24 protein-coding genes are annotated in these 22,978 nt (G+C 60.2%); 13 read left to right on the top strand and 11 right to left on the bottom strand.

Annotated elements, in window-relative coordinates:
- Window positions 1–65: 65 nt before the first annotated feature.
- Window positions 66–395 carry a hypothetical protein gene (locus tag ACW174_RS13515; RefSeq protein ID WP_492014963.1) on the top strand — a complete coding sequence of 110 codons (330 nt, stop codon included), beginning with the start codon at window positions 66–68 and terminating at the stop codon, window positions 393–395.
- A gap of 745 nt (window positions 396–1,140) precedes the next feature.
- On the opposite strand, the gene ACW174_RS13510 is transcribed toward ACW174_RS13515, so the two are convergent.
- Window positions 1,141–1,608 carry a hypothetical protein gene (locus ACW174_RS13510; protein WP_492014962.1) on the bottom strand — a complete coding sequence of 156 codons (468 nt, stop codon included), beginning with the start codon at window positions 1,606–1,608 and terminating at the stop codon, window positions 1,141–1,143.
- 10 nt (window positions 1,609–1,618) lie between these two features.
- The gene (locus tag ACW174_RS13505) at window positions 1,619–2,026 is read right to left on the bottom strand and encodes a hypothetical protein (protein WP_165117687.1); all 408 of its coding nucleotides are present in this window, start codon (window positions 2,024–2,026) and stop codon (window positions 1,619–1,621) included.
- Between the two features lie 157 nt (window positions 2,027–2,183).
- Between ACW174_RS13505 and ACW174_RS13500 the strand changes: the two genes are divergently transcribed.
- On the top strand, window positions 2,184–2,603 hold the full coding sequence (locus tag ACW174_RS13500) for a hypothetical protein (protein WP_492014961.1): 420 nt from the start codon (window positions 2,184–2,186) through the stop codon (window positions 2,601–2,603).
- Between the two features lie 186 nt (window positions 2,604–2,789).
- Here ACW174_RS13500 and ACW174_RS13495 read toward each other — a convergent pair whose 3' ends face one another.
- Window positions 2,790–3,215: an OmpA family protein gene (locus tag ACW174_RS13495; protein ID WP_492014960.1), complete on the bottom strand. Its 426-nt coding sequence runs from the start codon at window positions 3,213–3,215 to the stop codon at window positions 2,790–2,792.
- 483 nt (window positions 3,216–3,698) lie between these two features.
- Here ACW174_RS13495 and ACW174_RS13490 point away from each other — a divergent pair, with 483 nt between their 5' ends.
- Both ACW174_RS13490 and ACW174_RS13485 read left to right on the top strand, forming a co-directional pair.
- Window positions 3,699–4,733 carry a PDZ domain-containing protein gene (locus tag ACW174_RS13490; RefSeq protein WP_492014959.1) on the top strand — a complete coding sequence of 345 codons (1,035 nt, stop codon included), beginning with the start codon at window positions 3,699–3,701 and terminating at the stop codon, window positions 4,731–4,733.
- 293 nt (window positions 4,734–5,026) lie between these two features.
- Window positions 5,027–6,187 (top strand): hypothetical protein, encoded by a 1,161-nt coding sequence (locus tag ACW174_RS13485; RefSeq protein ID WP_492014958.1) that lies wholly within the window; start codon window positions 5,027–5,029, stop codon window positions 6,185–6,187.
- Window positions 6,188–6,434: 247 nt separating this feature from the next.
- On the opposite strand, the gene ACW174_RS13480 is transcribed toward ACW174_RS13485, so the two are convergent.
- Entirely contained in the window at window positions 6,435–7,328 is an 894-nt protein-coding gene (locus ACW174_RS13480) for a 3'-5' exonuclease (protein ID WP_492014957.1), read from the bottom strand.
- A complete protein-coding gene (locus ACW174_RS13475) occupies window positions 7,328–8,848 on the bottom strand; it encodes a DUF2779 domain-containing protein (RefSeq protein WP_492014956.1) in 1,521 nt (506 codons plus the stop codon). Before ACW174_RS13475 ends, ACW174_RS13480 begins: the two co-directional genes overlap by 1 nt.
- Window positions 8,849–9,023: 175 nt before the next feature.
- Between ACW174_RS13475 and ACW174_RS13470 the strand changes: the two genes are divergently transcribed.
- Both ACW174_RS13470 and ACW174_RS13465 read left to right on the top strand, forming a co-directional pair.
- A complete protein-coding gene (locus ACW174_RS13470) occupies window positions 9,024–9,725 on the top strand; it encodes a hypothetical protein (RefSeq protein WP_492014955.1) in 702 nt (233 codons plus the stop codon).
- 46 nt (window positions 9,726–9,771) lie between these two features.
- Window positions 9,772–10,407: a hypothetical protein gene (locus ACW174_RS13465; protein ID WP_492014954.1), complete on the top strand. Its 636-nt coding sequence runs from the start codon at window positions 9,772–9,774 to the stop codon at window positions 10,405–10,407.
- A 9-nt stretch (window positions 10,408–10,416) separates the two neighbouring features.
- Here ACW174_RS13465 and ACW174_RS13460 read toward each other — a convergent pair whose 3' ends face one another.
- Window positions 10,417–10,602 carry a hypothetical protein gene (locus ACW174_RS13460; protein WP_492014953.1) on the bottom strand — a complete coding sequence of 62 codons (186 nt, stop codon included), beginning with the start codon at window positions 10,600–10,602 and terminating at the stop codon, window positions 10,417–10,419.
- Between the two features lie 226 nt (window positions 10,603–10,828).
- On the opposite strand from ACW174_RS13460, the gene ACW174_RS13455 reads away from it, so the two are divergent.
- The 3 genes from ACW174_RS13455 (at window position 10,829) to ACW174_RS13445 (ending at window position 13,578) form a co-directional block, all read left to right on the top strand.
- Window positions 10,829–11,947 carry an AlbA family DNA-binding domain-containing protein gene (locus tag ACW174_RS13455; RefSeq protein WP_492014952.1) on the top strand — a complete coding sequence of 373 codons (1,119 nt, stop codon included), beginning with the start codon at window positions 10,829–10,831 and terminating at the stop codon, window positions 11,945–11,947.
- A 350-nt stretch (window positions 11,948–12,297) separates the two neighbouring features.
- A complete protein-coding gene (locus ACW174_RS13450; RefSeq protein ID WP_492014951.1) occupies window positions 12,298–12,921 on the top strand; it encodes a hypothetical protein in 624 nt (207 codons plus the stop codon).
- Between the two features lie 144 nt (window positions 12,922–13,065).
- A complete protein-coding gene (locus ACW174_RS13445; RefSeq protein ID WP_492014950.1) occupies window positions 13,066–13,578 on the top strand; it encodes a hypothetical protein in 513 nt (170 codons plus the stop codon).
- 404 nt (window positions 13,579–13,982) lie between these two features.
- On the opposite strand, the gene ACW174_RS13440 is transcribed toward ACW174_RS13445, so the two are convergent.
- On the bottom strand, window positions 13,983–14,681 hold the full coding sequence (locus ACW174_RS13440; RefSeq protein WP_492014949.1) for a hypothetical protein: 699 nt from the start codon (window positions 14,679–14,681) through the stop codon (window positions 13,983–13,985).
- 324 nt (window positions 14,682–15,005) lie between these two features.
- Complete coding sequence (locus ACW174_RS13435) at window positions 15,006–17,396, bottom strand: hypothetical protein (RefSeq protein WP_492014948.1); 2,391 nt, start codon at window positions 17,394–17,396, stop codon at window positions 15,006–15,008.
- Between the two features lie 271 nt (window positions 17,397–17,667).
- On the opposite strand from ACW174_RS13435, the gene ACW174_RS13430 reads away from it, so the two are divergent.
- Together ACW174_RS13430 and ACW174_RS13425 are read left to right on the top strand one after the other, a co-directional pair.
- Window positions 17,668–18,357, top strand: a complete 690-nt coding sequence (locus ACW174_RS13430) for a PH domain-containing protein (RefSeq protein ID WP_492014947.1) — start codon at window positions 17,668–17,670, stop codon at window positions 18,355–18,357.
- A gap of 239 nt (window positions 18,358–18,596) precedes the next feature.
- Entirely contained in the window at window positions 18,597–19,046 is a 450-nt protein-coding gene (locus ACW174_RS13425) for a Ros/MucR family transcriptional regulator (protein ID WP_492014946.1), read from the top strand.
- Between the two features lie 46 nt (window positions 19,047–19,092).
- Here ACW174_RS13425 and ACW174_RS13420 read toward each other — a convergent pair whose 3' ends face one another.
- The gene (locus ACW174_RS13420) at window positions 19,093–19,983 is read right to left on the bottom strand and encodes an endonuclease/exonuclease/phosphatase family protein (RefSeq protein WP_492014945.1); all 891 of its coding nucleotides are present in this window, start codon (window positions 19,981–19,983) and stop codon (window positions 19,093–19,095) included.
- Window positions 19,984–20,115: 132 nt separating this feature from the next.
- Window positions 20,116–21,381: a lysozyme inhibitor LprI family protein gene (locus ACW174_RS13415; protein WP_492014944.1), complete on the bottom strand. Its 1,266-nt coding sequence runs from the start codon at window positions 21,379–21,381 to the stop codon at window positions 20,116–20,118.
- A 214-nt stretch (window positions 21,382–21,595) separates the two neighbouring features.
- Here ACW174_RS13415 and ACW174_RS13410 point away from each other — a divergent pair, with 214 nt between their 5' ends.
- On the top strand, window positions 21,596–21,895 hold the full coding sequence (locus ACW174_RS13410; protein ID WP_492014943.1) for a hypothetical protein: 300 nt from the start codon (window positions 21,596–21,598) through the stop codon (window positions 21,893–21,895).
- 26 nt (window positions 21,896–21,921) lie between these two features.
- On the opposite strand, the gene ACW174_RS13405 is transcribed toward ACW174_RS13410, so the two are convergent.
- Window positions 21,922–22,200, bottom strand: coding sequence for a hypothetical protein (locus ACW174_RS13405; protein WP_492014942.1), 279 nt, complete (start codon window positions 22,198–22,200; stop codon window positions 21,922–21,924).
- Window positions 22,201–22,216: 16 nt separating this feature from the next.
- On the opposite strand from ACW174_RS13405, the gene ACW174_RS13400 reads away from it, so the two are divergent.
- The gene (locus ACW174_RS13400; RefSeq protein ID WP_492014941.1) at window positions 22,217–22,801 is read left to right on the top strand and encodes a hypothetical protein; all 585 of its coding nucleotides are present in this window, start codon (window positions 22,217–22,219) and stop codon (window positions 22,799–22,801) included.
- Window positions 22,802–22,978: the final 177 nt, after the last annotated feature.

The following is a 22,978-nucleotide window of genomic DNA, read 5'->3' as shown; positions in this document are numbered from 1 at the left end:
CCGGACGCTGTCGGTGGTTTGCGACCTTTGCCGACTTGGTAATTTCGGCCAGGATGTCGGCCGTTATGAACAAATCGGTGAGGACGATGACGCCGGCGTTGGACGAGACCCTTCAGACCATCATGGCGCATCTCAACAGGTGGCTTGAGCCGCCCCCGGAGCCTGGTGTCACCATGAGCCATGAAGCTGTGCTGGAGAGTCTTCAATGGTTGTCGGCGGCGAACTTCGGAGGGGCCGTCCACTTGACGCGTCTGCGCAACGCGGGCGTCGAACTCAAGCGTGAGGACGGCAAGGACCTCGACCGTTGGATCGTGGAGCAGGTTCGCATGGCGAATCTCGCCAGCTCAGCGCGAACCGAATACAGCGAGCGCAACGGGTTGGCGGGAGTCGAATAGCGGGATGTCGATCGTCACCGAGAGATGCTCGCTGCCGTGACCATCTGTTGGATCGGGGCGTCAGCACCCCCAGCGCTCCAGCGAACTTGAGTATTGATGGCTTGTTCGGCCCGACGGTAAGTTCAGGCCTTGGACGCAAAGCAAACAGCAGTCGGTGGAGCTTTCAATCTCATGGCGCTTCCCATCATACCGATAGTCCTCTCCTTTGGACTGACGATTCCAGTACAGGATCCCACTCCTCCGCCCATGCCGGGACGCCCCCCGCCTTTGGCGGCGGGCACGGGTCTGCGAGGCGTGCTCGGTGAAGACTGCAATGATTCACGCGACACTACGGGCCGATGGTCGCACCGCAGTGGAACGAGCCTCGCCCCGGCTCAGCAAATCTGGCTGAGCATCTCGTCGCCCGATTTCGACGCCGTCCTGGAAGTCGTCGATCCTGCGGGGCAGGTCGCTGCCCGAATCTCCGATCAACGCGGCGGTGAACAGACAGGAGCCTTCTTCAAGGCCGCCGGCGAACCGTCGTCGAGCGGCGAGTCCCGCGCCTACACGCTGCGCATAACCTCTGACCGGCCGGGGGAGCGCGGACGATGGCGTGTCGAGGATCGGCGTGACGGATCGAATGCGCCCCTGTTCGCCAATGTCTTTCCCGACCCAGCCACCCCGTCGCGGACAGCTTGCGGGGCATCGTCTGCGACAACCCCGTGACGCCAAACTCCAATACAGCAGCCGAGAAAACCCTCGACGCCTACCAGCCGCTCTGGTTGCCGGCATAGGTCAGGCAGGCGGCCGCCCGATGGAGAAGTTCGCTCTCGCCATCGGAATACAGATCCGCCAAAGGCCCAAGCTCTACGGACTGGCGCGCGGCAGTGAACGGACCCGCATTCCTCCCGACGCACAGCCAGTGCAAGACGCCATCCTTTTCCTGGGTCATCAGAACGACATGTCCCGAGGCTGCACCCGCCCTGCCCAACGCCTCCGACAAGCACACTTCAACGGGCGACGGGTCGGTCCGACAGGCCTCAAGGGCCTCCGCTGACACTTCACTGGGTCTGACGCGGACGTAACCGGGCTGCAGCTTCTCGATAATCGTCTGAGTAGCGGCGCGGCCGTCTGCCGTTGTGCCTTCGTCGGCGAGCTGGACGACCGAAATCAGTGGCGGCGGCGGCCCCAACTGCACCGTCAAGGCGGCGAAGATCGACGCGTATATCATCATGCTCGGTTCCTCATCGCGCCGGCGCGCCGCTAAATCTTGGATCGAGACTACGGGCGAAATCGAGCGGCCACGCATTGTACACGACACTATCGGGGCCGCCGACACCGTCCATGTACGCAACCCAGTACTCGCCGGCGCGCGGAGCCGGCCGACGTTCCCGGCAGTTCGGAATTTCCGCATGTCCGAGAAGCAGGTTCAAGGCGGGTTCCGCGCCTTCCACAACGCTCACTCGGGTCGCCATTGCCCGCCACTCGTCTTCTGGATTCGACGGCGATGTCGGGATCACGTCCTCGATTCTCACGACGGCGACGGTCGTGTACTCACGCGACATGAGCGTCCCAGGGTCGGGCGATCGCCGACAGGCGCTCGCCGCATCCGGTGAAGCAAGCGCCACGCAAATGACCAGACCCGTCATCATCCTCATCGCCATCACCCCTTAGTACCCGATTGCCTTCGCTGAGCCATAGCTGGTCCCCTGATCACATCTGACGACAGGGGTCTTGGCAACCGGGTTGCTGAGGGTTGATTGTTCATTGCCTCCCCTTAGTCTCCATGGACCAAGTTCGGGATTTCCAATGCACCGCATCGTTACCGCAACGGCCGTCGGCCTGTACCTCACCCTGTTCTCAAGCCCTGCGAACGCCCAGTCCGCACGCGAGCTGCTGGACCGCGAGGATGCGCGGTTCTGCGCTCACCCTGACGTATGGGCGCGCGCGGGCGTTGTCGTGAAGGGACTTCTACCGACTTGGAAGTTCACCACCGCCCAGCGCGATGCGATGGTTGTCTCCTTTTCCGACCAACGCTTCGAATTCGAACACCCGGACCGGATCCAGATAATTTGCTCCGCCACCGTGACGCTCACCAGCGCTGGCCACGCCCAGTCGATACGGACCCGCTTCGACGCCCTGCCAAGAGAGCAGGCTCAGGACTACAGGCTCGAAGCGACCGATGGCTCGGACCTGCTCGAATTCCTGATGGCTTTCAAATCGCCATAGCCGTCTGAACGCCCGCAGATCCCAAACGCTCGGCGGGCCGCTTCACCCTGCTCGCGTCCGTCGAGCACACCGTGTGTTTGCGTTTAGGAGCGATTGGTACTCGCACGGCGCCGGACTGTGACTATTCAGATGGCCGAGACCGACTGCAGGGCCGCAGCAGAGGTACTACATTGGGTCGCGCGGCTACTAGCCAGCGTCCGGTCCCCGAAGCGAAACCTCGACCCGGCGATTGCGCCGATGGTCCGGCGCTATCCCGTCGAGAGGGCGACTGGCCCCGTACCCGGACGACGTCATCGTTCGCTGCGCTGAAAACTGCCGTCGTTCCACGTCGTCGTTCCAGATCGCCATCCGCACCTTGGCCGAGCGTCGATGCGAGAGTCCGGTCGCATAGTCTGGACTGTTGTCCGACTCCGCCAGCGTCGCATGGCCCTCGATCAGGAGATCCTTGTCCGGATGTGCCCGCGCGAAGCGAGAGAGAGCCACCATGCTCTGAGTCGAGACCTCGTCGCTGTCTGCGGCGAATTCCACGACGATGCGGTTCTGAGCCTGTCCGGCCCCGACCGGGGATGCGGCCACAGCGATGACGGCCATCGCCAGCATGATCGACTTCATCGTCCCTCGTATGATTTCTGCGCCTCGTGCCCAATTCTATGCTCCGAAGCCCGCTCGTGCCAAGCCACTGGCCTAACGCTAGCGCGCCCTGCCCGGGCTGTCGGAGTTAAGCGAGGGATCGACCTTCGCTTAGTCAATCGATGCGTTCATTTTGCCGAGTGGTCGCCAGATCACCCGGATATGCAGAAGATAAAAGCGGACTGCAAAGGGCCACCAATGAACTACGGTCTTCGGTGGTGCGAGGAGCTTCGAAGCGCCCGAAGTACGCGTGGGCAAACCGCCAACAAGCGGACTCTCCGAAAGTCGCCAAAGAGTCAGAAGCGGTCCCCCTCCCCTCCACCGCTCAGTGCACTTTTCATGATCTGCACTGTGAGGGAAACAGGGCGAGGGCCCCTCATCCTTGATACGCATCGCCTGCATCGATTGACCTTACAACCAATGCGCGCCTAAACGGATCAAGTACGATTTGGGTGGGGGAACCTGATGAAGAAGCTGAGTGTCGCGGCGGTTATCGGAGCTGTGCTGGTTTGCGCAGAGCCCGTCGCGGCCTTCGAAAAAGAGGCGACGACGCCGAGCGGTCGCGCCGAAATGATCTTCGCTTATACGACAGCGCCTGATGCTCTCACATCGGTGCAGAGCAAATGCATGGATCTCGGCTGGATGGTCGCCAGCCAGTCGGGGAACCAGGTTGTCTGCGAAGTGCCGATGGGGATGATGCAGAGCGCCTTTACACAGCTCCTGATTGGCAACAGCTACTCAACGACGCCCCGCCAGTTCGCTCGCTTCTCCCTGGTTCAGGTCGGTGAGCACACGCGCGTGCAAACTCAGGTGTGGGCTGAGACGCAGATGGCCTTTGGTCAGATGCAACAGCACCAATTCACGGATGACGCCACTTACAACAATATGCTGAGCTTTCTCGGTCAGGCAGGAGCACAGTTTCCTGTCGGCACCACGTTCACCGCCCGTCCTTATCTCGGCATCAATGGTGTCGATGCGACTTGGCAGAACGGTCGGCGCGCTCAGTACGGTCATCGTCTGCAAACTGTGGTCGAACGCGCGCCGGGGTATCAATGGGGTCTGCGGTCTGGCGACACTCTCATCAAGGTCAACAATCGCACATTCCGTGACAACGCCGGCCTCGACAACCTTCTGAACCGCCAACGCATAGGCCAGCCAATGACTTTGACCGTCATGCGCGACGGCGCGGAGGTTACTGTCAGCGGCGTTGCTCAGGGTCGGCCTCAGATCGCCACCTATGTCCGGCCACAGGATGTTCCGACCGGGTCGACTGCCGTTGCGTTGCAGGTGACGGTTGCCGCGCTTGGGGACGTGGATTCCGCGCTCGCCACGTTGGCTCCCGCGAGCCCTGCAGCGGACCAGCCACCTGTTGAAACCGACCTTGAAAGAATGCGACGCGAGGCGGCTGAGGCTCAAACTCGCCTCTCGGAGGCCGAAGCGGCAGCGGCGGAAAGCAGTGCCACGGAAGCGCCAGAAGCGACACCGACCGACCCCGCTTAGCGCTCTCCCAGACAACCTCCGCTTGGCTGGCCCTAATCGTCGCGAAGGTCGCGCGCTCGGCGCTCGAAATTAATGCGCGCCGTTCTTCTACGTCAGGGCGCTTTTGATGATCTGCACTGAGACCTGACAGGCCGGGGGTCAACAGGCCGCTGAAAATGGTTGGCCGCCGATATACGACCTGCAGCCTTGCAGATCGACATGATGCGCGGAGGGAAGAGGCTGGCGTGCTGATCAGACGGAGCGCACTGTGCCTATCATAGCGTGCGTAACCGTGACGTTTCCGGGGGCCTTCGATGACTTCAGCTCTACTGTGGGCCATAGCCGCGCTGGTTGCGGCTGGTCTTTGGTGGAAACAGGCAGGTGCCGGTTTCCGCCGCCTCATCGTGGCCATCTCCTTGATCTGCCTCCTCGGCACCAGCGCAACTGCAGCTTACGTGTGGAAATCTTCAGCCGCCGCTGCATCGATGGCTGCCGAGCATGCGGAGGTAGCACGTCGTGATTTGGAGGCTGCCGAAGACGAGACCCGTAGCGCGCGCCGCACCTCCGAACTCCGCCGCTCAATGGAGGAGGCGGACGCGGCTATCGGCGCCTTTTATCGTGGCGGAATCTACGTCCCTCGCAATCGGGGTCCGGACGAAAGCATAATTACTGCCGAGGGTGCAGTAGTGACCGCGCAGTCCGAGTTGACCCAAGCCCAGCGCTACGCTTCCAGTCGCAAGCAAGGATGGGACGCCATTTCGCCCGTGCTGTCATGGGGCGGCTTCGCATACTTGCTGGCAATACTTGGCGTCGGTTTGCTGATTTGGGTAACGGCTGGCTTTTCTCCCGGTGCCGCGCGGGCTTTGGAGCTTCACACCCGGGAGCTGGGGCCAGACAAGCCTGTTTCCAAGTCGATCCCGTGTCCTCAGGTGCCTCGCCCTGTGTGGGTTGGTCTAGTTGTGGTCGCAGTTCTTTCTTTGGGTGGATTCGCATGGCTAGCGTGGGCTCCAAAGAGCCCAGACGTTTCACCAGAGATAGAGGAGGCGAGAATTGCTCAGCTCTTGGCCGATGCCGCGGTGGCAGAGGAAAACGCGGCCGCAACATTAGCCAACGCGAAGGTCGAGCCCGCCGCGCCCAAGCCTCCGGGCACGCCGGCCCCTCCTCCTCAACCTGCTGCACCTACACCGACTCGCCAATGGCTTGCGGGGTGGTGGAGCAAGGGCGGCTTCTGCGAAGGAGATGCGGGCGAGAGCTTCATCGCGGATGGCAGATGGGGTGAGTGGGGAGTCGAAGGTCGATGGTCGTTGGAAGACGACCGTTTGACGGTCACGAAGGTGACGCGGACTATGGACACCGCCAGCGGTGGGCCGGAAACAATCGATCCGCCAGAACGCCTTAGCGGACGCATCACGAACGTTGCAGAGGACGCCTTCACCTGGCGGGGCGATCGGTGGGTCCGATGCGCGGATGATTGAACCCATTTGATTGAATGTAATGGCCTCGAGGCGAGAACTACGCCAGCCGCCCCATACTCGCCGTCTCGCTTCCACCTTGGAGTACGACCGCCGGCCCCATGACGGCGCCGGGGTCTCCGTCGCTGCCTGATCTAGCCGCAAGATTGGCCTTCGACCGATAGCGAGCTAACCATCGGACATGATCTCGATGTCTCAGTGCACTTTTGGTATTCTGCACTGAAGGCCAACAGGACTGAGAAGCGCGCTATCAGCAGCGATCAGAGAACCGGTCATAAGCGTCAATGCGCATCGGTCCCAGGTCGACCTCACGCTGATAGATTTCGCGCTGCAGATAGCCGAGCTCACTGTCGCGCTGCGCATCATCAACGTCGATGTACCATGCGCGCGGTGATCCTGACCCGCCGTCGTCCCAACGATAACCTCGCGCCTTGAGCACATCCTTCAACTCAAACGGCGCACCTTCAGCGCGTACACGCCAGGTCGGCCGGCGAGCGGTCGTCAACAACTGAGACAGAGCGGTCGCACCGCTCGGCAGCGTCAGCGACAGCAGCTCGATCGCCGCTGCGCAGTCGTGCACCGCGCGATGCTTGTCGTAGAAGAAACCAGCGCAGCTCGCGAGGTAGCTCAGCTTGACGCCCTCATAACCCTCCCCTGCCCAGTCAATCTGCGACATCGAGCAAGCCCAGGGCTTGGTTCGAAACACATCACTGAAGCGCTCGAGAAATCGTCGGTCGAACACTGCGTTATGCGCAGCGACGAAGCTCGCCGACGCTGCAAACGATGCGACCTCTGACGCATCGATCGTGTGACCTGCGACCATCGCGTCAGTGATACCAGTGATGCGCGTCACCTCGTCAGAGATCGGTTCGGATGGTTCTCTAAAGCGCTGAAAGCTTTGGCCGAGGCCGTGGATCAGACCGTCGTCAGCGCTGTAGAAAAAGCGCGTCATCGCTAGTTCGATGATCTCGTGGTCGCGCGCACTCAGACCGGTCGTCTCGACATCGACAAACAGACCAACGCGCCAGCTCGGATCGACCTGGGTCAGAGCAGGACGCTCGGCCAGCTTGCGCAACACGCGGTACCGACCGCTTGCTTCCAAGGTCGCCGCCATCGTCTCCAGGTGGTCGAGTTCTGTGCTCATCAGCTGGTCAGTCGTTTGAGCAGCACGATCATCGCTTCGGTGTCACGCGCGCAGTAGATCTCGAGCCCCTCTTTAAGCTCAGAGCGTCTAGCGTTTGTGGTGTCGGGGTGAGCAGCTTCAGACCAGGCTGCCTGGGCAGCGCCGCCGTCTTTGACGGTGAGATCGTCATAGGCGAGCTCTGGGGCCACCGTCGGCAGGACGGCCTTGATCGACCAGCTACCGCGTTGGTCACGGTGATAGTAGTGGTCGCGCGTAACCGGCAGCAGGTCGACGATTTTTGCGGCGATCACTTTCAGCTCCTCGGCAAGATCAGGGAATGCGTCGGCGAGCTCGAGTACGCAGCGACGCTCAAATGACGCGTTGTATGCGATCACCGAACCACAGCGGTCACCGCTCAGCGCAACGACCAGTGCTTCAGCGCAGGCGCGTCGAGGGTCACCACCATCGATCGAAAGAAAACCGTGGTGTGTCACCTCACCGAGCGCACTCTCGATGTGACATGAGAACTGGAAGGGCGCCTGCTGGAACGGTTTGCAGCCGATCCATTTGGGGATTGCCGGCCCGATCGTTTCGAAGTCGAGATAGGCGCGCGGCCAGCCCCAACCCTCGGTGGCCGAGATTGCGCCATCGCGATCATGATAGACGGTGTCGGTGACCGTCGCCTCGCGCACGCGCTCATGCACCGCGCTCTTGAGCGCACCAACCGGTACCTCGCGAAGATCGAAGATCCCCTCTTCCGCCCATTGCGCCGCGACGACTTTCCCCGTCCGCGGCAGCAAACCGATAGGCCATTCAGGCTGCGGCGCATCGTTGCGCGAGCAGTAGTGAGCGAACTCGCACTGAAACGGGCTGCTGCAGTGGTAACCGGTCTCGATCTCAGGTTCAGGACCGGCCAAGACTGTTCTTGCACTCGCGACGACCTGAGCACGGTCAGCGATGCGGTCGGCGAGCATCTCAAAACGGTCTGCGTCCTTGAAGAGCCCTTGATAGTCTCTTTCCGCCTTCAGCCGAAACGCGCTGTCGATGTGGCGAACACAGGCTGACGAGACCGAGACACCGGCTTGCTTCATCACCCAAATCTGCGTCGCGAGATCGCCGAGGTGATAGTCTTTGACACCCGCTGAGCTCTTCACCTCAGCGATCGCCCAACCGTCACCGGATTTCTCGAGCACATCAACGCGTACGAGCACACCATCGTGCTCAAACGTCGCTTCGAAGATCGGCTCACACCAACCGCTATCGAGCAGCTCACGCGTGCGTGTGACCGCTGCGGCGAGATCAGGATCGGCTTCCACCATAACACCGCTCGGCTGCAAATGGCGCGCCAGCTCTCCGACCTCACGACCTGTCGCAAACCGTGCCTCAGCGCCGTCGTCTACCAGCGCCAGGTCTGGTCGATGCTTCGACAGCCAAAGCTTGCGCGCGCACTGCTCAAACGCAGTGACTTTCGATTTGGACAGACCAAACCGCGTAGCCTCACCCGCACCGTTCGAGCTTTTGATCCCATCCGACTGCGTCATCACCTGCCCCCCTCCAAGATTGCCAACGTCGCGCCACCTCGTCACGCAACTAATGTAAGAACGACAGTAGCGCAGCGGTGCGTCATTTTTGGTCGCATCTTCATCTCGGTCTCTGGACGTTTCGCTAAACTGCGATATCGAGGCCCCCGATGAATGATCGGGAGGGCAGAGACTTATGTCGGACATCTTGGCAGCGGTTCGCAGTGAGCGCGACGAGCTTGTGGCGACCTGGAGAGCGATCTTCGCAAAAACGCCAGATCCCGCCGCGGCCAAGTTCTTGCAACTTGAACGAATTGCGGCCCGCCTGGGCGGGAAGAAGTTGGTCAGCGATGACCTGCGTAAGGTTCATGACCGGTTTGGTTGGATGGCCAAGGAAAGCACGTTCGCTGGAAAGTGCGCTGGCGCTCTCTATCGCACTCACTCGTTCATTCAGCTCCCGGCCGCTCAGCGCATCGGCAAGAAGATCGGTCAGACTGTTCATATCGAACACACGATACCGGTGAATGTGCTGGCGACGAGGTGGTTAAGAGCGGAGGCTGCGAGCGATGCAGACAAGGCCGCCACGCTGGCCTGGGTGCTCCGGAACACGGTCGCAACAGCGTTCCACAAAGACGAGCAGAAAACCTTGAGCAGGGTTAGCTCATCGAGCGATTGCTACGTCGAAGGCACACCTGGATTTGGTCGACCATTCGCCCGCTATGCGCAGCTTTACGAAGGCGGGGGTCGGGTCTGGGACGTGATGAACGAGGTCGAGGTCGAAGCGTCCGTTTTCACGCTCGACCACCACTTCGACAACGTGATCGCACTGGCAGAAGAGGCTGGCGCTTCGGCAGACTTCGTCAGGCACTTGAAGCAATACCGCGCGGCGAGCACGTGACGACCGTGCAGAACGTTCGACTGGGCCAAACAGGATGTAATCTGAGATGAGGCCAGAGGATATTCAGGCGAGGTACGAGCAGCTTGGCTACGATCAGGGGTGGGCCTTTATGATGACACCTGAAGCGTCGCTGCGCACCGCCAGCGTCGCTCTCGTCGGCCTGAATCCGGGCGGTTCGGTCGGCAATGCTGGTCATTGGCACCACGAACCTGGGAATGCCTACTTCATGCAGAAATGGGCAAAGGGAGACACTGCGGACAGCGCGTTGCAGACCCAGGTCAAAGCCATTCACGAAGTCCTCGGCATCGGCGAGAACGAGATTTTCGCAGCGCAGTTTATTCCGTTCCGGAGCCCCTCGCTCGCCGCTCTGAAGCACACTTCAGAAGCGTCCGAGTTCGCAATATCGCTGTGGCGTTGGGTCGTGACGCAGTCGCCGGCCCGGCTGTATCTCTGCATGGGAAGGCAGGCGGGCGTCGCGATCGGTCGAGTCCTCGACGCGCCGTGCAAGCAAGAAATCAGTACCGGTTGGGGAAACACAAAGTATCGTCGACGTGTTTCGGCTGACGGGCGCGTTGTCGTGGAAATGCCTCATCCAAGCCGCTACCAGCTATTCTCGCGCACATCCGAGAAGGTCGCGTTTGCGGCTGAAGCCCTGCGCGAAGCCGCCCGACCAGAAAGCTAGAAGCGCCGGTTATCCGACATCGAAAGGTCGACCGCGATCGCCCAGCACGTTCCACCCAGCCTTTGGCGGCCAGAACCCCCTGCCCTTTGGATCAGCGAGACCGAGCACCACCAGCTGCTCGCTCAGATCGCGACGCTCAGCGCGCGTCTCGTCGACGAGGTCCAAAAGCGCTTCGATTCGGTCTGCTTCGGTCATGCTGTCGTTGTAACCGTCGCCCCAGGCTGATCCAGTCGGCTGCGCACAGTCGTCGCCAATAGTGCCTTTTCGCAATCCACACTGAGCGAAGGCTTTGCGCCAAGGGCGGAAAAGTTGGGATCACTCCGAATTCCAGGCATTGGCAATCTGCGCGTTCCGCGCCTACCTAAAATCAGGATTGGACCTCTGAACCTATCGGCCGCCAACACCACTGAGCCTTTGCCAGATGATTGAACGTCCTCTCGACCAGATTACCGCAATGGACCTCCATGACCTTGTTCTGCGGGGGCAGGTCGAGGGCCGGCGCCTAGACTTCAAGGCGATCTTTCCGGAGGGCGGCGAGAAGGCAGTCCGGGAGTTTCTCGCGGACGTCAGCTCCTTCGCCAATACCGACGGCGGCGACATCGTCATCGGTGTAGCGGACGACGGTAACGGAGTGGCGGAGAGCGTGCCAGGCATTGATCCGGCGAACCTCGACGAAAATCTCCTGAGGATCGAGGCTCAGCTGAGAGATTGCCTGGACCCCCGCCTTCCCACGTTTCATGTGCATACGGTGGCGCTCAATGCCGGACGTGTCGCGCTGGTCCTCCGCATCGGGGCAAGCCTGCTCGCGCCGCATAGGGTCAACTACAAGAGCTCAAGGTTCTTCGGTCGCAACAGTCGCGGAAAGTTCGAGATGGATACGAGCGAGCTCCGTCTAGCCTTCGCCGCTACGGATGAACTGCCTCGCAAGCTGCGCGACCTGCACACCCAGGCGATCACCGGGACCGACGGTGTGAATATGCCCTGCTTCCTCGACTCCGGTCCAACCGTGGTTCTCACGGTGGCGCCCCTCTCTATCCTGCGTGAGGCCCGGGACCTTCCGGTGACACGCGACAATGCGGTCCTGCCCCCGGACATTTCCAGCTACCGGTACGCCCTGGGGCTGGAGGGGGTGGTAATGTTTCCGTCGCCGGACCCGGAAACCGGAACCGGCAATGGCTGGGCCTACACCCGCCGGCGCGGTTATGTCGATATCGCCTGGACCATCGGTCGAGAGACCCGGGAGAAAGGTCCGCTGATCTGGCGAAAGCGTTTCGAGTCGCTCAATGAGCTGGTCGGCAGCTCGATCGCGCGACTCCACGGGCACGGGCTCGAAGGCCCCTGGGTCGTCATGGCGACGCTGCAGGGCGCTAGGGGCTATCGGATCGTCCTCGGCGAACACTATCCGACCGAACGCGCCTGGCAGGAACCGGCCTATCTGGGCGAAGTGATCGCGGACGCGATCACACCCGAAAGCTTAAAGCCCTTCCACGACCGGTTCTGGCGCTTGTTCGGAATGGAAGCAGCGCCGCGCCGGGACTGAAAGCGGACTCTCCCCTACTGTCAGTGCACTTCTCTTAATGTGCACTGAGCGTCAGCCCACTCCATTTGACCTTAGTACACGAAATAAAATGCAAAGACGCAGCGACAACTAGCCGCTGTTAAGTATTTCGTAACCCTGTTTCTGTTGCGAACGCCTTGACTGGCCATCATTCGCGAGCCATCCTTATTGTCTCTCCGGCCACGCTTAGGCTGCGTTCTGATTGGCAAAGCTCGGCGCCAACCAGCAACTGTTCACCTCCTTCAAGGAGGCGGCTGTCGGAGCTCTCACACACCTTCATCGGATCGCGCCGCTTGTCGGCCCGCGTCAGATGTCATTTGGAGGGCTCTCTCATGAGAACGCCAAAACGTCAGAACAACCACTACCGTCCGAGCGGTTCGATTCTCGCCGCTCTTGAATCGGCATCCTGGTCAGAAGGAAATGGCGATGAACCGCCGAGCTCCCTGACAAAAACGGTCAAGAGGCCTCGGATTGGCAAGACAAAGCCAGCGGCCAAGGTTGCCAAGACAGCAGCGAACCGCCCGCAGAGCGCAGAGGCTGCAACCATCCCAACGGCGGCCGACTCGAGAGCGAGCGAAGACGTGAATTCGCGATCATCGCGCGACGACTGCAGCAGACAGGCTATCAAAGCCATGAACACAGCGTGCGCGCATGCATTGTCGGTCAGTGGTGATATCCAGCTCGTCGCCAAAGAACTGTTCATGTTCATCGGCGTAGCCATGAACGGTTTGGGTCACACGCCGAGCGCCCTCGGCGACTATCTCATTTCCGAGGGGCGCGCCTTGAGGCATCCCAAAGCGCTTGAGGAAGGCGAGCACCTGTCGGCGATAGCGTACATCAGCCAAGCTCGTGGCATCTCGCCTGTTTTGGATGAGCTCCAGGACTTGCGGCAGCAGTCGCTCTACAGATCATCAGAGAGGCATCGCCGTCGCGGCTCCGTGAGTCGGAAACGCTGAAAACACGCCGGCGTCACTTCGCTCGAGCTCAACGCAGCCTGTCATCCGAGACAGCCTTTCAGCTCATTCTCAAAAACAACCGTGATCGTCTCAATGCCGCAGCTCACTGAGCAAGCTGCTTTCGCGATCTGTCTGGAGCTTTCCATGAGCAAACATTACATCGACTTCGACCGGTTACCCGTCTCCCTCACGCTCGGGTCGGAGACCGCATCGGTCGTTGAGGGGATCATCCCGGCGACGAGAACCGCCACCGGCGCCATCTCGGTCTGCCGGAAAGATGAGCTACTTAATCTTCGAGAGCGGTTGTTCTATCGTCACGGACAGTTGACGCCGGCGGATCCAATACAACCTGGCTTCCCGCCGCCTGAGTCGGAAATCTGGCGGACGGTCCGAGAGCTCGAGGCATTCATAACCGAGGCTGGAGGCCCAACGTTGGAATGGTGCATGGCACTCCAAGGGAGGTTTGAGGATCACAAGGTTTGGGCTGACATGTCGGATGAGTGGGCGTTCGAGGTGCTTCTTCAACGGGCAGTCGGCTATGTGAGCCCTGCTTTCGCCAATCGCGCCATTCAGAGCCTCGCCGCCGCGATGCACGTGTGCTCCGACGCCTCAGCCGGAGCCTACTGGGAGCCAAAGAAGGAAGCGCACGCAGCTTAATTCGCGCGAAGGTGATCAAGCGCTGGAATTGCTCCTTAGCGTCGATTCCGGCGCCCTCTCCTCAGCTCTAGTCTCCGTCCTGGGATGGCCAGGCTACTCGCCGACGCCCCTTGGTTTAGGTGAGTTGTCTCAATGCGCTGAAGCCCGTGGTCGGACCAGGCGTACAGCGCGCTTGGCTATGAGAGGTCGGTTGGAACTGTGACGGTCTTCCCGAAATCACACTCCATTCCGGCATGATGTCGGCGAGGGCTGTGTCGCTGGCGGCGACCGCCTTCGAGCCTTCGCCCGAATAGACCTAGCGCATCCCATCCGTCGTGGTGACAACAAACCGTGCCCCCCACGGGGGTGTAGCTAGCGCGCGTCAACGTATACTAGGCACAACCGATTTTCTCGCTGAAAACGGCTCAGGGATTGTCGAAGTCCTTGATTGTCTCTTTCGCCTCGGAAGTCAGCGACCAGATGTCTCCGTAATCCTCGTGGAGCATGTTTTGGTGAAGTTCCCAGAGCATGTTTCGGCGAAGATACTGCGCTTCCTGCACAGGGTAACAGCACAAGAACGAGCGAAGTGTCGCGTCCGCGGCATAGTATGCAGCTTCGTCGGGGCAATTCTCAATTTTGTGGTCGATGTACCGCTGGCCGTAGTTCGCGAGGTATTCCTCTGCCTCGGGAAAGTTCGAGATGTCCTCAAATTTCACTATATTGTCGAGTTCATTGAAGAAGTGATATTCGAGGATCGGCCTTGCGGATTGCCAGTATCCTTCTCTGGATACTTTGAATGATACGGCGAAAATCTTTCGAGCGATTTCGCTAATCTCGTCTGTCTCGACGTCGGCGAGGAGCTTGGCCCGGATTTCGCTGCGGTAGTTTCCGGTCAGCAACATTTCAGTTGCGATCTCACGCTCGATGACCGGGCCAAACTCGCGGGATTGTGCCGCATCGAGACGCTTGGCTTCGAGGAGGTCGGTCAGAGCCTCGTAGTTTCTCATCCGCTTCGACAGCAGATTCGCGCGATTGATGTACGGGGCGGGGTTCGGGTGGACTGCGATTGACCTCGTATAAAGTTCAATCGCCTCGTCGCATTCAAAGCGGCTGGCGTGGGCCATGCCTTCTTCGAATAGCCTTTGACCTTCGTAGTATTCCGGCGAACGTCCGCCAAAGAGACCTTTGAACACACTCTACCTATTCTGTTTTTGCATTTCGCAGCCGACCTCACCGGTCGGAAGGGGGGACGGTCTTCAAAGGCTAGAGCCGTTCGCAAGGCAACCGCAAGGACAAGCGAGCGAAACGTCGGGACGATCGTAGGGATATGCGCTTGATACCGGCCGCCCTCCGCTCTCCACTTTCAGTGCATTTGTCTCAATGTGCACTAAGCGCCGGGCTGGCTCCGTCAGCGAGTTGCGGCACTGGATCTTTGTTCGGCCGGCCACCTACGTCGGAAGGAAACCTAACTCGAAAACCATCGGGCGTAGCTTGGCCGACAGTGCTGCGTATGCGCCTTTGAACGGCTCAAAGTTTGTCAATTCAGCATCGCCGTAGGCTTCGAGGGCGCGGCGAATTTGATACCAACCCGCATCAGGACGACCGAGTTTAAGCTCTTCGCGGATCTTGCGAGGGAACTGGATGGCGTGAAAGCGCCGCCACAGTTTGAGTCCTTCATCGAGAACAGCCTGCGCCTCAGCCGAGAGGGCTGTATTCTTCAGCTGCCGAACCATGAAATCGGACTCAAACCGACCCGCCACCCCGACCTGCGCCTCGGTGAAGGGGATGAAGTGATTTGTCAGCGACCAGTCCTGATCGTTCCAGCGAAGGCCGTCGGCCCCGGCGGTCAAGTTGCCGCCGTTGAACAACATCCAAATAAGACAGTCGGATTTGAACTCATCGGACAGCGGCTGAGTGGGCTGTAGGAACTGGTCTCGGTCGTTGAGCCATGTCGGTTTGATGAGGCGGCGGACCGCAAACACAACAGCTGCCGAGGCGAGATTGTCGGGCGAAACAAATACTCCGCCACCATTTCTGCCAGTATATATTGACGAAGTCAGGCACGTACCCGTAGCCGCATTCTGCAGGTCATTATTACTCGCGAATAGGTGTCCCAGAGCTCCTCCAAATGAGCGCTTCTTTCGCGGATTCTTTGATGGGGTAAGCGCGTTGGACAGCGGTAGCGCTAGTTCGCCTCGCGCCTTCGGCGAAGGTATCCAGGCGTTCAAAAGCGAGGACGTCGGACGCACCACATACGTCTTTTCGCCGATGAGTGCGCCCCGACGGTCTAGGACAGTTGTTGCGATGTCGCCGACCGGTTCCTTGTTTGCCTGATCCCAGATCAGGAAGCCGATCGGGAACTCGCCCTTAAGCCCATCGAATGATCGGCTGTGTACGACGAAACCACTGAGATACTCGGCTTTCCACACTGTCCGAAATGGCTCAAAATTTGGTGCGTTTACGTACTTGAGCGTGCTGAACATGGCGAGAGTCGCCTTCGGCAGCTCTTGTCGGATTCGGATCAGGAACTGCACGAACAATTCCTTGCTCGCATAGCCGAGTTTCATCTCGCGCATCCAACCGTTGATGCGCGTCTTCTCAACGCCGATCTTGTTCTCATCGCCGCGTGCGATGCCCGCCCCGCTCTCCGCATAAGGCGGATTGATTAGAACCAGGATTGGCTTCGCCCCCTTCTTGCCCTCTCGAGCGTCGGCGATTGCCTGCTGCAATGCCTGCGGGACTTTCCCTGACAGGGTGTAATCGATCTGGCCGAAATCGGTGACGTCGTCGTTGAGATAGTCGTACTGGAATATCTCGGCGCCAGCGAAAGCAGGGTTGGATTTCATGATCGTCACATCGGCTTGGTCGAGCGTCGACATGAACACGTTGCGGAGGTTGCTGTGCTTGGCTTCGAGGTTGCCGACGCCAGCGCACATGTCCCACACCAAATAGCGGTCCTGCCAGTTTGGCCCCAAGGTCGCGAGGATCTGGTCATAAGCTTTATCGACGATGTGAAGCGGGGTGTAATAAGCCCCCTTGAACTTCTGCTCATCGACAGGAAGCAGGCTGTCGCGGCGTTCGAGAAGGTAGTGACGGTGCTTCTGTTCCGGCGGACGGTGATAGATGGCCCAGAAGTTATTGTAGCCCCGCTTGCTAGCCAGCTCGTAGGTCTGGCCATTCAGCAAGAAGGTCGGACCCGACGCCGTCATCAAAAGGCGCGCCGGTAGGTTGTTCATCGCCTCCCGATCGCCGTCGTGCATGATGTCGGCGAAAAACAGGACGGCTAGGTCGCTTGGGTTTGCTACGCCGAGTTCGTTGCCGATCAAATCGACCCAACGGTCGAACACCTGACGAAGGTTGTCGGGCGTGATAGACGTTCGGATGATCCGACGTTCGCGGATAGCGTCCTTAATCGCCCTGATGAACGCGTCTTCGTCGTGAGCGATCTCGTATTCGACAATGTGGGTTTGGACGTAGGGGGCGATCTGCGCCGCCAACTCTGCGCCCGCGCCCGAACCGGACTTCGGCCAGACGATCGTCCTGTCATCGAGAAGCGGAAGCGCTTTTTCGGTCGACATTATCGCGGCCTTCGCTCGGTCTATCACAACGAGGAAGGCCGGAACCGCTTCGCCACGTCTTCGGGCAGCACGGATGTAGAAGAGAAGCTGCGCGAACATCTCGATCGAGGGCTTCGGCGCGTCCTTCGCCTCGAACCAAATCTCCTCGGTTTGAATGTCTACGAGGTTCTTAGAATAGCCCTTGAGGCCAAGCGCCTTTATGTAGGCGTCCTTGACGTCCTCTTCAGTTCGAGTGCGCTTCAGGTCGTCGAGCAGGGTCATAGGGCTAGCCTTACAGCGTCACGCCGTTTGCGTAGATCGATTTGGGTAGGGGGATTCGTCACCGAGCGCGCTTCGCCAATCTGGAGTAACGGAGAGTCTACCTGTTCGGGAAATCCAGGAAGCGGACCGTCCGAAGATCCCCTTCTCATCACACCCCCTTTGCGGCAGCTCAGTGTACTTTTCCGGATGTGCACCCAGACGCCAAAATCGCTCAGTGCACTCACCGGTCGGTCTGGTAGCTTCGGGCAGTTTGAAATGGCGGGCGAAGCGTATGGAAAAGACCGAGGGACAGAAAATAGAGCATGAAGCTCCTCAGGCGAGCAGGACCCTACATCGCGTTGGCTTCGTCATCACCGGCCTATGGATGATCGGTCTCCTCGCCTACGCTGCGGTCAAATACCCAGACCTCATGGCCTTAGCCCCGAACGAGGTTGGCGACTTCGCGGCGGGTGCATTTGCCCCCCTCGCGTTTCTCTGGCTCGTACTGGGTTTCTTCCAGCAGGGGGAGGAGCTCCGGTACAGCGGTCGAGCACTCTGGCTTCAAGGTGAAGAGCTGCGGAGCTCCGTTGAGCAGCAGCGCGAACTCGTAAATGTGACACGGGAGCAGGTCGCGCTCGAAGGCAGCATGGCGCGACCGATCTTGAGGGCGCGCGCCAACTATTTTGAGAGAGCGTCAGGCTCGGACGATCACGACCTGGTGGAGTTTTATGTCCAGAACCACGGCGAACTCTGCACTGACCTCCGGTTCGACTGTGTCTTCTTCGAGACCAGATCTCCTCAAAACGCGTTGGATCGCGGCGGAACAACAGGCTTAAGTTTTAAAAAGCCACGTGGCGAGGAAGGCCCGATTGAGGTGGTGGTCACATACAGGGATCTTCGAGGGGTACCCGGAAGGAACGTCTTCCTTATAAGCGTGGAGGGAGACGGGTTAATGGTGTTCGAGGAAGGTAGCGCCACCTAGCTCGAAACCTTCGGAACGGTTCAGTCTACCCCAGATGGAGAAGTACTACGCCGCAAGCCAGGAGCGTTGGGACTCGTCCTACAGTCTCAGTGCGCTTTTCCAGATGTACCCTGAGAGCCAAATCTCCCAGTGCGTTTGTCCACATCTGCCTGAGCTCGCGTGTTTGCGCGTATCGTCGCCGACAGGCTTCTATTATCGAAGCGGGTGCTGCATAGAATCGATCAGTTCAAGGAGAGCCCATGGCTCACGACCACGCAAACGCGCTGCTCGATATGACCGTTGGCATCGTCGCCAACTACGTGTCGAACAATCAGGTTCGCCCCGACGAGATATCCAGTTTGATCGCGGCGACCCACGCTGCACTCGCCAGCGCCGGCAGTGCCGTCGAAGAGCCCACGGTCGAGATCGAGCGGCCGACCAGCGCGCAGATCAAGCGATCGGTCAGTGATGCGGGAATCACCAGTTTCATCGACGGCAAAACCTATCAGAGCCTGAAGCGCCATCTCGGCACACACGGCTACACCCCGCAGAGCTATCGAGACGCCTTTGGTTTGCGCCCTGACTATCCGATGGTCAGCCCCGCCTACGCCGCGCGCCGCTCCGCTCTGGCGAAGGCGAGCGGGCTAGGACAGGGCGGACGCAAGCCGAAAGGCAAAGCGCCTGCGAAATCGGCAAAGCCGAAGCGCTAGTTTCTAGCCACAGGCCAGCCCGACATCCTGAACGCATGCGCCAGGGTCAGCGAACCGAAAGGGTCGCCGCGATAGCGCAGTGATCGCTCAGAGCGTCGCCGACATACGTCGCTTCTTCGAATGTCCGAAGGTCAGCCGTCGCGCGGCGATCGAGCACAATGAAGTCGATGAAGTCGCGATAGCGAGGGTTGCAGCGGGCTGTCTGCTCCCCGGACGCTCGAGAGAGATCTGCGTTCATGGGAGACCCGTCATCCCAGTTCGACCAGACGACCTCATTCGGCATCGCCAGTCGCCGGTTGAAATCGCCCAGGATCGCAAACCGCACCGGCTCATCGGCCCGCTGATCGATCCAGCGTTCGAGAACGGGGACCTGCTGGAAGAAGGCCGCACAGGCTTCGTTCTGATCCCCTGAGCTGCACCCTGATTTCAGGTGCACCGACAGAAGGCGAATGGACTTCCCTCCCCGCGGCCGCACGATCAGGTCGACACCAGAGCGGAGATCCGGATTCCCGACCTGGATTTCGGCGAAGTCGACGAGACGCTCGAACGGCACCCCGTGACGAATGGCGAAGCCCGTCCGCTGCGCGTTGATCGTCTGGCCAGGTAGTCCCCTGCAGTCACCCCCTCTGTCGGTGCCGACGCGATCTTCGATCACGACCGTGTAGGCCTGGGGCTCAAACACTCGCTCCGCGGCGGCCTTGGATTCGACCTCCTGGAAAGCGATCACGTCGGCATCCAAGCCAGACACATAGCGACGCATCGCAGCATAGTCGGTCTCGGAGCGAGGCCGGCAACCAGAGCCGTCCGCCTCCGCGAGATGCTCCATGTTCCAGCTCGCTATCTTCAGCGCAGTCGGTTGGTTTTGGCCGGGCTGAGGGCCGTGCGAACAGCCCGCTAGAACCAGAGCCGCGAGCGCGGGGAGGAGGAGATGTTTCATTCGCTCATAGAGCATGATCTGACACGTCTGGGCGAGCCGGCATCAACTAGCGAAAGCCAATCCTGATCGCCGGCTCACGCCAGTGCGAAATCCCTATTGTACACTGAGCTTCCAAATCGCCGGTTCGGCGCGTCAGATAGCCGCCAGTTGCCGAATGCGATCCGCATAGAGGTCTCGCAATGCGTACTCGTCAGAAGCCTGGTCGCGCGCCGTCAGAAACTCACGCTGAGAAGTTCTAAGCGCCGGCCGCTCGGCGGTCAGCGCCGTCGCCCGCGTGTACGCACGCGCCATCAAACGATCGAGCGCCGACAGCTCACTGCTCGCGCAGATCTCTTGCTCTGAAGCCTTCCGCGCTGCCCCGCATGAGAAGCTCGGGCCTCTCGCTTGCAGCGGTTCGACGTAGCTCGGCGCGGTGTATCCCTGGTCGCCTAGGAACCACTGCAGAGACTCTGGAAAGCTTGCGAACTTGAGTTCGGCCTCGGCCGGACATTGGGCAGCGGTGCGAACACGGCAGGCCGTCGGGTAGATCCAGTCTGATGACTGATCGTAAGAGCGCAGCATGAACGCCCAAGCCTGGTCCAGCTGCCCAACGCGAGCTGCGGTCGCCACATAGGCTGCGCAGGCGCCGTTGGCCCGCTCCGCACACGCTTCACGCATTTCAGCGAGCTCGCGCTCATACACTGACCTGAACCGCGCTTGCGCCGACACGTCTTTTACGCGCCCGTCCGCCACCGAGATAACGACCGGCGGCCCCCAGCTCCCAGCGTATGAGTCGAACGTGTAGAGGAAGGACTGATCGACGAAGACGAACTCCTTGACCCCGTCGCCGTCCAAGTCCTGCGGCAGCTGCGCCGCATCGCCGTCTCGTTGCCCCAGGTCCGTCGCTCGCCAAGCACCGTCCTTGAGCTCGAGCAATGTCAGCGAAGTGCAGCAGTGTGCTCCCCCGCTAAAGCTCGAGAAGAGCACCTGACGATCTGGTTTGCTCGCGTCGAGCTGAACCACCGCGAAGTCAGCACTTGCCGCCCACGACAAAGCCTGACCGGTGAGCTCCGTCGAGACCCCGTCGGAGGTCGACACTCTCATGCGTGCCGCGTTGAGACCGTCATCAACGATCGGCCGAAACGAAAAGTCGAAACCGCCGACGCGATAGGTGTTGATCGGTTTGTCTGATGTCCACTCTATCCAAGCGTTCTGGGGCGCCGTGTCGGCGCTTGCCGTCTCGGCGACAAGCTCGGCAACGGTGGGCGCAGCTCTCGTCTCTGCGGCCGTCGCGCTTTCAGGCAACCCGAACTTCGGCGCGATCGCGGCGATCCCCGCTCCAGCGAGAATGGCGAGCAAAACGCCGCCCGCCACAAACGGCGCCACGCGCTCCCATCCCGATTTCGGTTCTTCGAGCATGCGACGCGCTCCCCTTCTTCGCCGCATCTTCAACCAGAACGCCGCGCGACCAAAGTGTGATTGTCGCGATCGATCACGAACGTTGTGCAGCTCCTTTTCAAAGGTCATCCTGTGGGGAGGAGGACGCCTCATGCCACAAAGATTAGGGCCGATCCGATCGGCTTCGGAATGTCGTCAACACCTGGTCAGCGGCTGGGGAGACGCAGAGACCGCGGTGTACATCCTTTGGGATCGAGCGACCTCGACCGCGATCTACTGCGGCACCTCTCGCACCCCAGGGCGGCTGCGATCGCATCTCGCCAAAGACGACCTCGCCAACGGCCCGGTCGGCAAAACTCACGTAAACTCTGAGCTTCGCTCATACTGCCTTTCACAGCCGAAAGGTTGGCTTGGCGTCTCGTTCGCAGTGTTTTCGGACGAAGCTTCGGCTCGGCAGGTCGAGCGCGAAATCATCAGCTCTTTGGGTATCCGCAAACTCGGTGGTCAGCTCTACAACCAGCGCCTTTCGGGCTGATCCTCGCCTGGTCGCTGGGCAGCCGCTCAGTGCCATTTTCCGAATGTGCACTGATAACCAAAATCGCTCTGCGCGTTTTGATATTTATCCTGAGACGCGACATGGTTCTTCGAGCGAGCCGTCAAAAAGTTCTCGGCAAGCTGCGAGAGCATGTGTGTGGCCGCTCGCCATGCGCGGATGATTGGGCGTTGAGATAGACCAATGGTAAAGACTTCGAAGCTGCGCGCCGCCGCCGCGATTTGCGTATCGATATGGATGGCCTCATCTGCTCCTTGCTTGTCGGCAGCTTCCGGTCGAGCCGCCAACGAACCGGCTGCCGCAATGGCGGCAGCCGCCGACCAGGGTCCCTCTGCAATCGCGAATACGAGGTCACCGGCAGGTCTTGAGCCGCCTTCAAAACCGCCAGTCTCGACCTCGGTGTTCTGGACAACAGTCCTTTGGATCGGAGCCGGAGCCCTTGGCGCGGCTCTAATTACCGGCGTTATGGCGCGGCGAACGAAAATCTCGGAGTTCCGCCAACAATGGATCGACGCTCTGCGCGGCGACGTCGCCGAGTTTCTGGGAGAGGTGCGATTGTGTCAGGAGCTAGCGACACGGGCCATGCCGATGTGGGACAGCAAGGCTAGATCCAAAATCCAGATCCAAGAGTACGGCCCGGCACTTCGGCGAGCTCGGGTGCTGCTCACCCGAATCCGACTGCGGATCAATCCTGTACCCAACCGCAATTCAGAAGAGGACAGGGCGTTTCTCAGTGCGCTCGCTCTGGCGCTCTCCCCCGTGTCAAATTGGGAGGCAGCGGGAGGGGCGGAGATTGAGCTGGCAATGGTCAAAGCCGAACTTGAAGCGCGACGTTTGTTGAAAAGAGAGTGGCAGGCGACCAAGGGGCGTATTCTGCTGGGCTGGTGAGGAGGGTCAAAGGTTTCACGCTCCGACGTAAGGCCCGTTGCTGTTGCGTTCGTTAGATCTTATAGCGCCCAACTCAGTCTCAAAGGTTTGATCCGCCTCGACACCGACATCACTCAGTGCTTTCCCGAATGCGCCCTCAGTGCGAAGACTCGAACGTACGCCTAATGCCGCCTACAA

The organism is Brevundimonas sp. AVps31 (assembly GCF_058681355.1).
Note: the sequence above shows the minus strand (reverse complement) of the source record. Positions and strands in the feature narration are given on the sequence as shown.

What these genes read in the sequence shown, in the direction of transcription:
- ACW174_RS13480 (WP_492014957.1), bottom strand. Translation starts at nt 7,328, where the DNA reads ATGAGCACAGAACTCGACCACCTGGAGACGATGGCGGCGACCTTGGAA.
- ACW174_RS13440 (WP_492014949.1), bottom strand. Translation starts at nt 14,681, where the DNA reads ATGGCCCACGCCAGCCGCTTTGAATGCGACGAGGCGATTGAACTTTAT.
- ACW174_RS13425 (WP_492014946.1), top strand. Translation starts at nt 18,597, where the DNA reads ATGGCTCACGACCACGCAAACGCGCTGCTCGATATGACCGTTGGCATC.
- ACW174_RS13515 (WP_492014963.1), top strand. Translation starts at nt 66, where the DNA reads ATGAACAAATCGGTGAGGACGATGACGCCGGCGTTGGACGAGACCCTT.
- ACW174_RS13420 (WP_492014945.1), bottom strand. Translation starts at nt 19,983, where the DNA reads ATGAAACATCTCCTCCTCCCCGCGCTCGCGGCTCTGGTTCTAGCGGGC.
- ACW174_RS13455 (WP_492014952.1), top strand. Translation starts at nt 10,829, where the DNA reads ATGATTGAACGTCCTCTCGACCAGATTACCGCAATGGACCTCCATGAC.
- ACW174_RS13470 (WP_492014955.1), top strand. Translation starts at nt 9,024, where the DNA reads ATGTCGGACATCTTGGCAGCGGTTCGCAGTGAGCGCGACGAGCTTGTG.
- ACW174_RS13475 (WP_492014956.1), bottom strand. Translation starts at nt 8,848, where the DNA reads ATGACGCAGTCGGATGGGATCAAAAGCTCGAACGGTGCGGGTGAGGCT.
- ACW174_RS13485 (WP_492014958.1), top strand. Translation starts at nt 5,027, where the DNA reads ATGACTTCAGCTCTACTGTGGGCCATAGCCGCGCTGGTTGCGGCTGGT.
- ACW174_RS13505 (WP_165117687.1), bottom strand. Translation starts at nt 2,026, where the DNA reads ATGATGACGGGTCTGGTCATTTGCGTGGCGCTTGCTTCACCGGATGCG.
- ACW174_RS13460 (WP_492014953.1), bottom strand. Translation starts at nt 10,602, where the DNA reads ATGACCGAAGCAGACCGAATCGAAGCGCTTTTGGACCTCGTCGACGAG.
- ACW174_RS13490 (WP_492014959.1), top strand. Translation starts at nt 3,699, where the DNA reads ATGAAGAAGCTGAGTGTCGCGGCGGTTATCGGAGCTGTGCTGGTTTGC.
- ACW174_RS13435 (WP_492014948.1), bottom strand. Translation starts at nt 17,396, where the DNA reads ATGACCCTGCTCGACGACCTGAAGCGCACTCGAACTGAAGAGGACGTC.
- ACW174_RS13415 (WP_492014944.1), bottom strand. Translation starts at nt 21,381, where the DNA reads ATGCTCGAAGAACCGAAATCGGGATGGGAGCGCGTGGCGCCGTTTGTG.
- ACW174_RS13430 (WP_492014947.1), top strand. Translation starts at nt 17,668, where the DNA reads ATGGAAAAGACCGAGGGACAGAAAATAGAGCATGAAGCTCCTCAGGCG.
- ACW174_RS13400 (WP_492014941.1), top strand. Translation starts at nt 22,217, where the DNA reads ATGGCGGCAGCCGCCGACCAGGGTCCCTCTGCAATCGCGAATACGAGG.
- ACW174_RS13465 (WP_492014954.1), top strand. Translation starts at nt 9,772, where the DNA reads ATGAGGCCAGAGGATATTCAGGCGAGGTACGAGCAGCTTGGCTACGAT.
- ACW174_RS13500 (WP_492014961.1), top strand. Translation starts at nt 2,184, where the DNA reads ATGCACCGCATCGTTACCGCAACGGCCGTCGGCCTGTACCTCACCCTG.
- ACW174_RS13445 (WP_492014950.1), top strand. Translation starts at nt 13,066, where the DNA reads ATGAGCAAACATTACATCGACTTCGACCGGTTACCCGTCTCCCTCACG.
- ACW174_RS13495 (WP_492014960.1), bottom strand. Translation starts at nt 3,215, where the DNA reads ATGAAGTCGATCATGCTGGCGATGGCCGTCATCGCTGTGGCCGCATCC.
- ACW174_RS13510 (WP_492014962.1), bottom strand. Translation starts at nt 1,608, where the DNA reads ATGATGATATACGCGTCGATCTTCGCCGCCTTGACGGTGCAGTTGGGG.
- ACW174_RS13450 (WP_492014951.1), top strand. Translation starts at nt 12,298, where the DNA reads ATGAGAACGCCAAAACGTCAGAACAACCACTACCGTCCGAGCGGTTCG.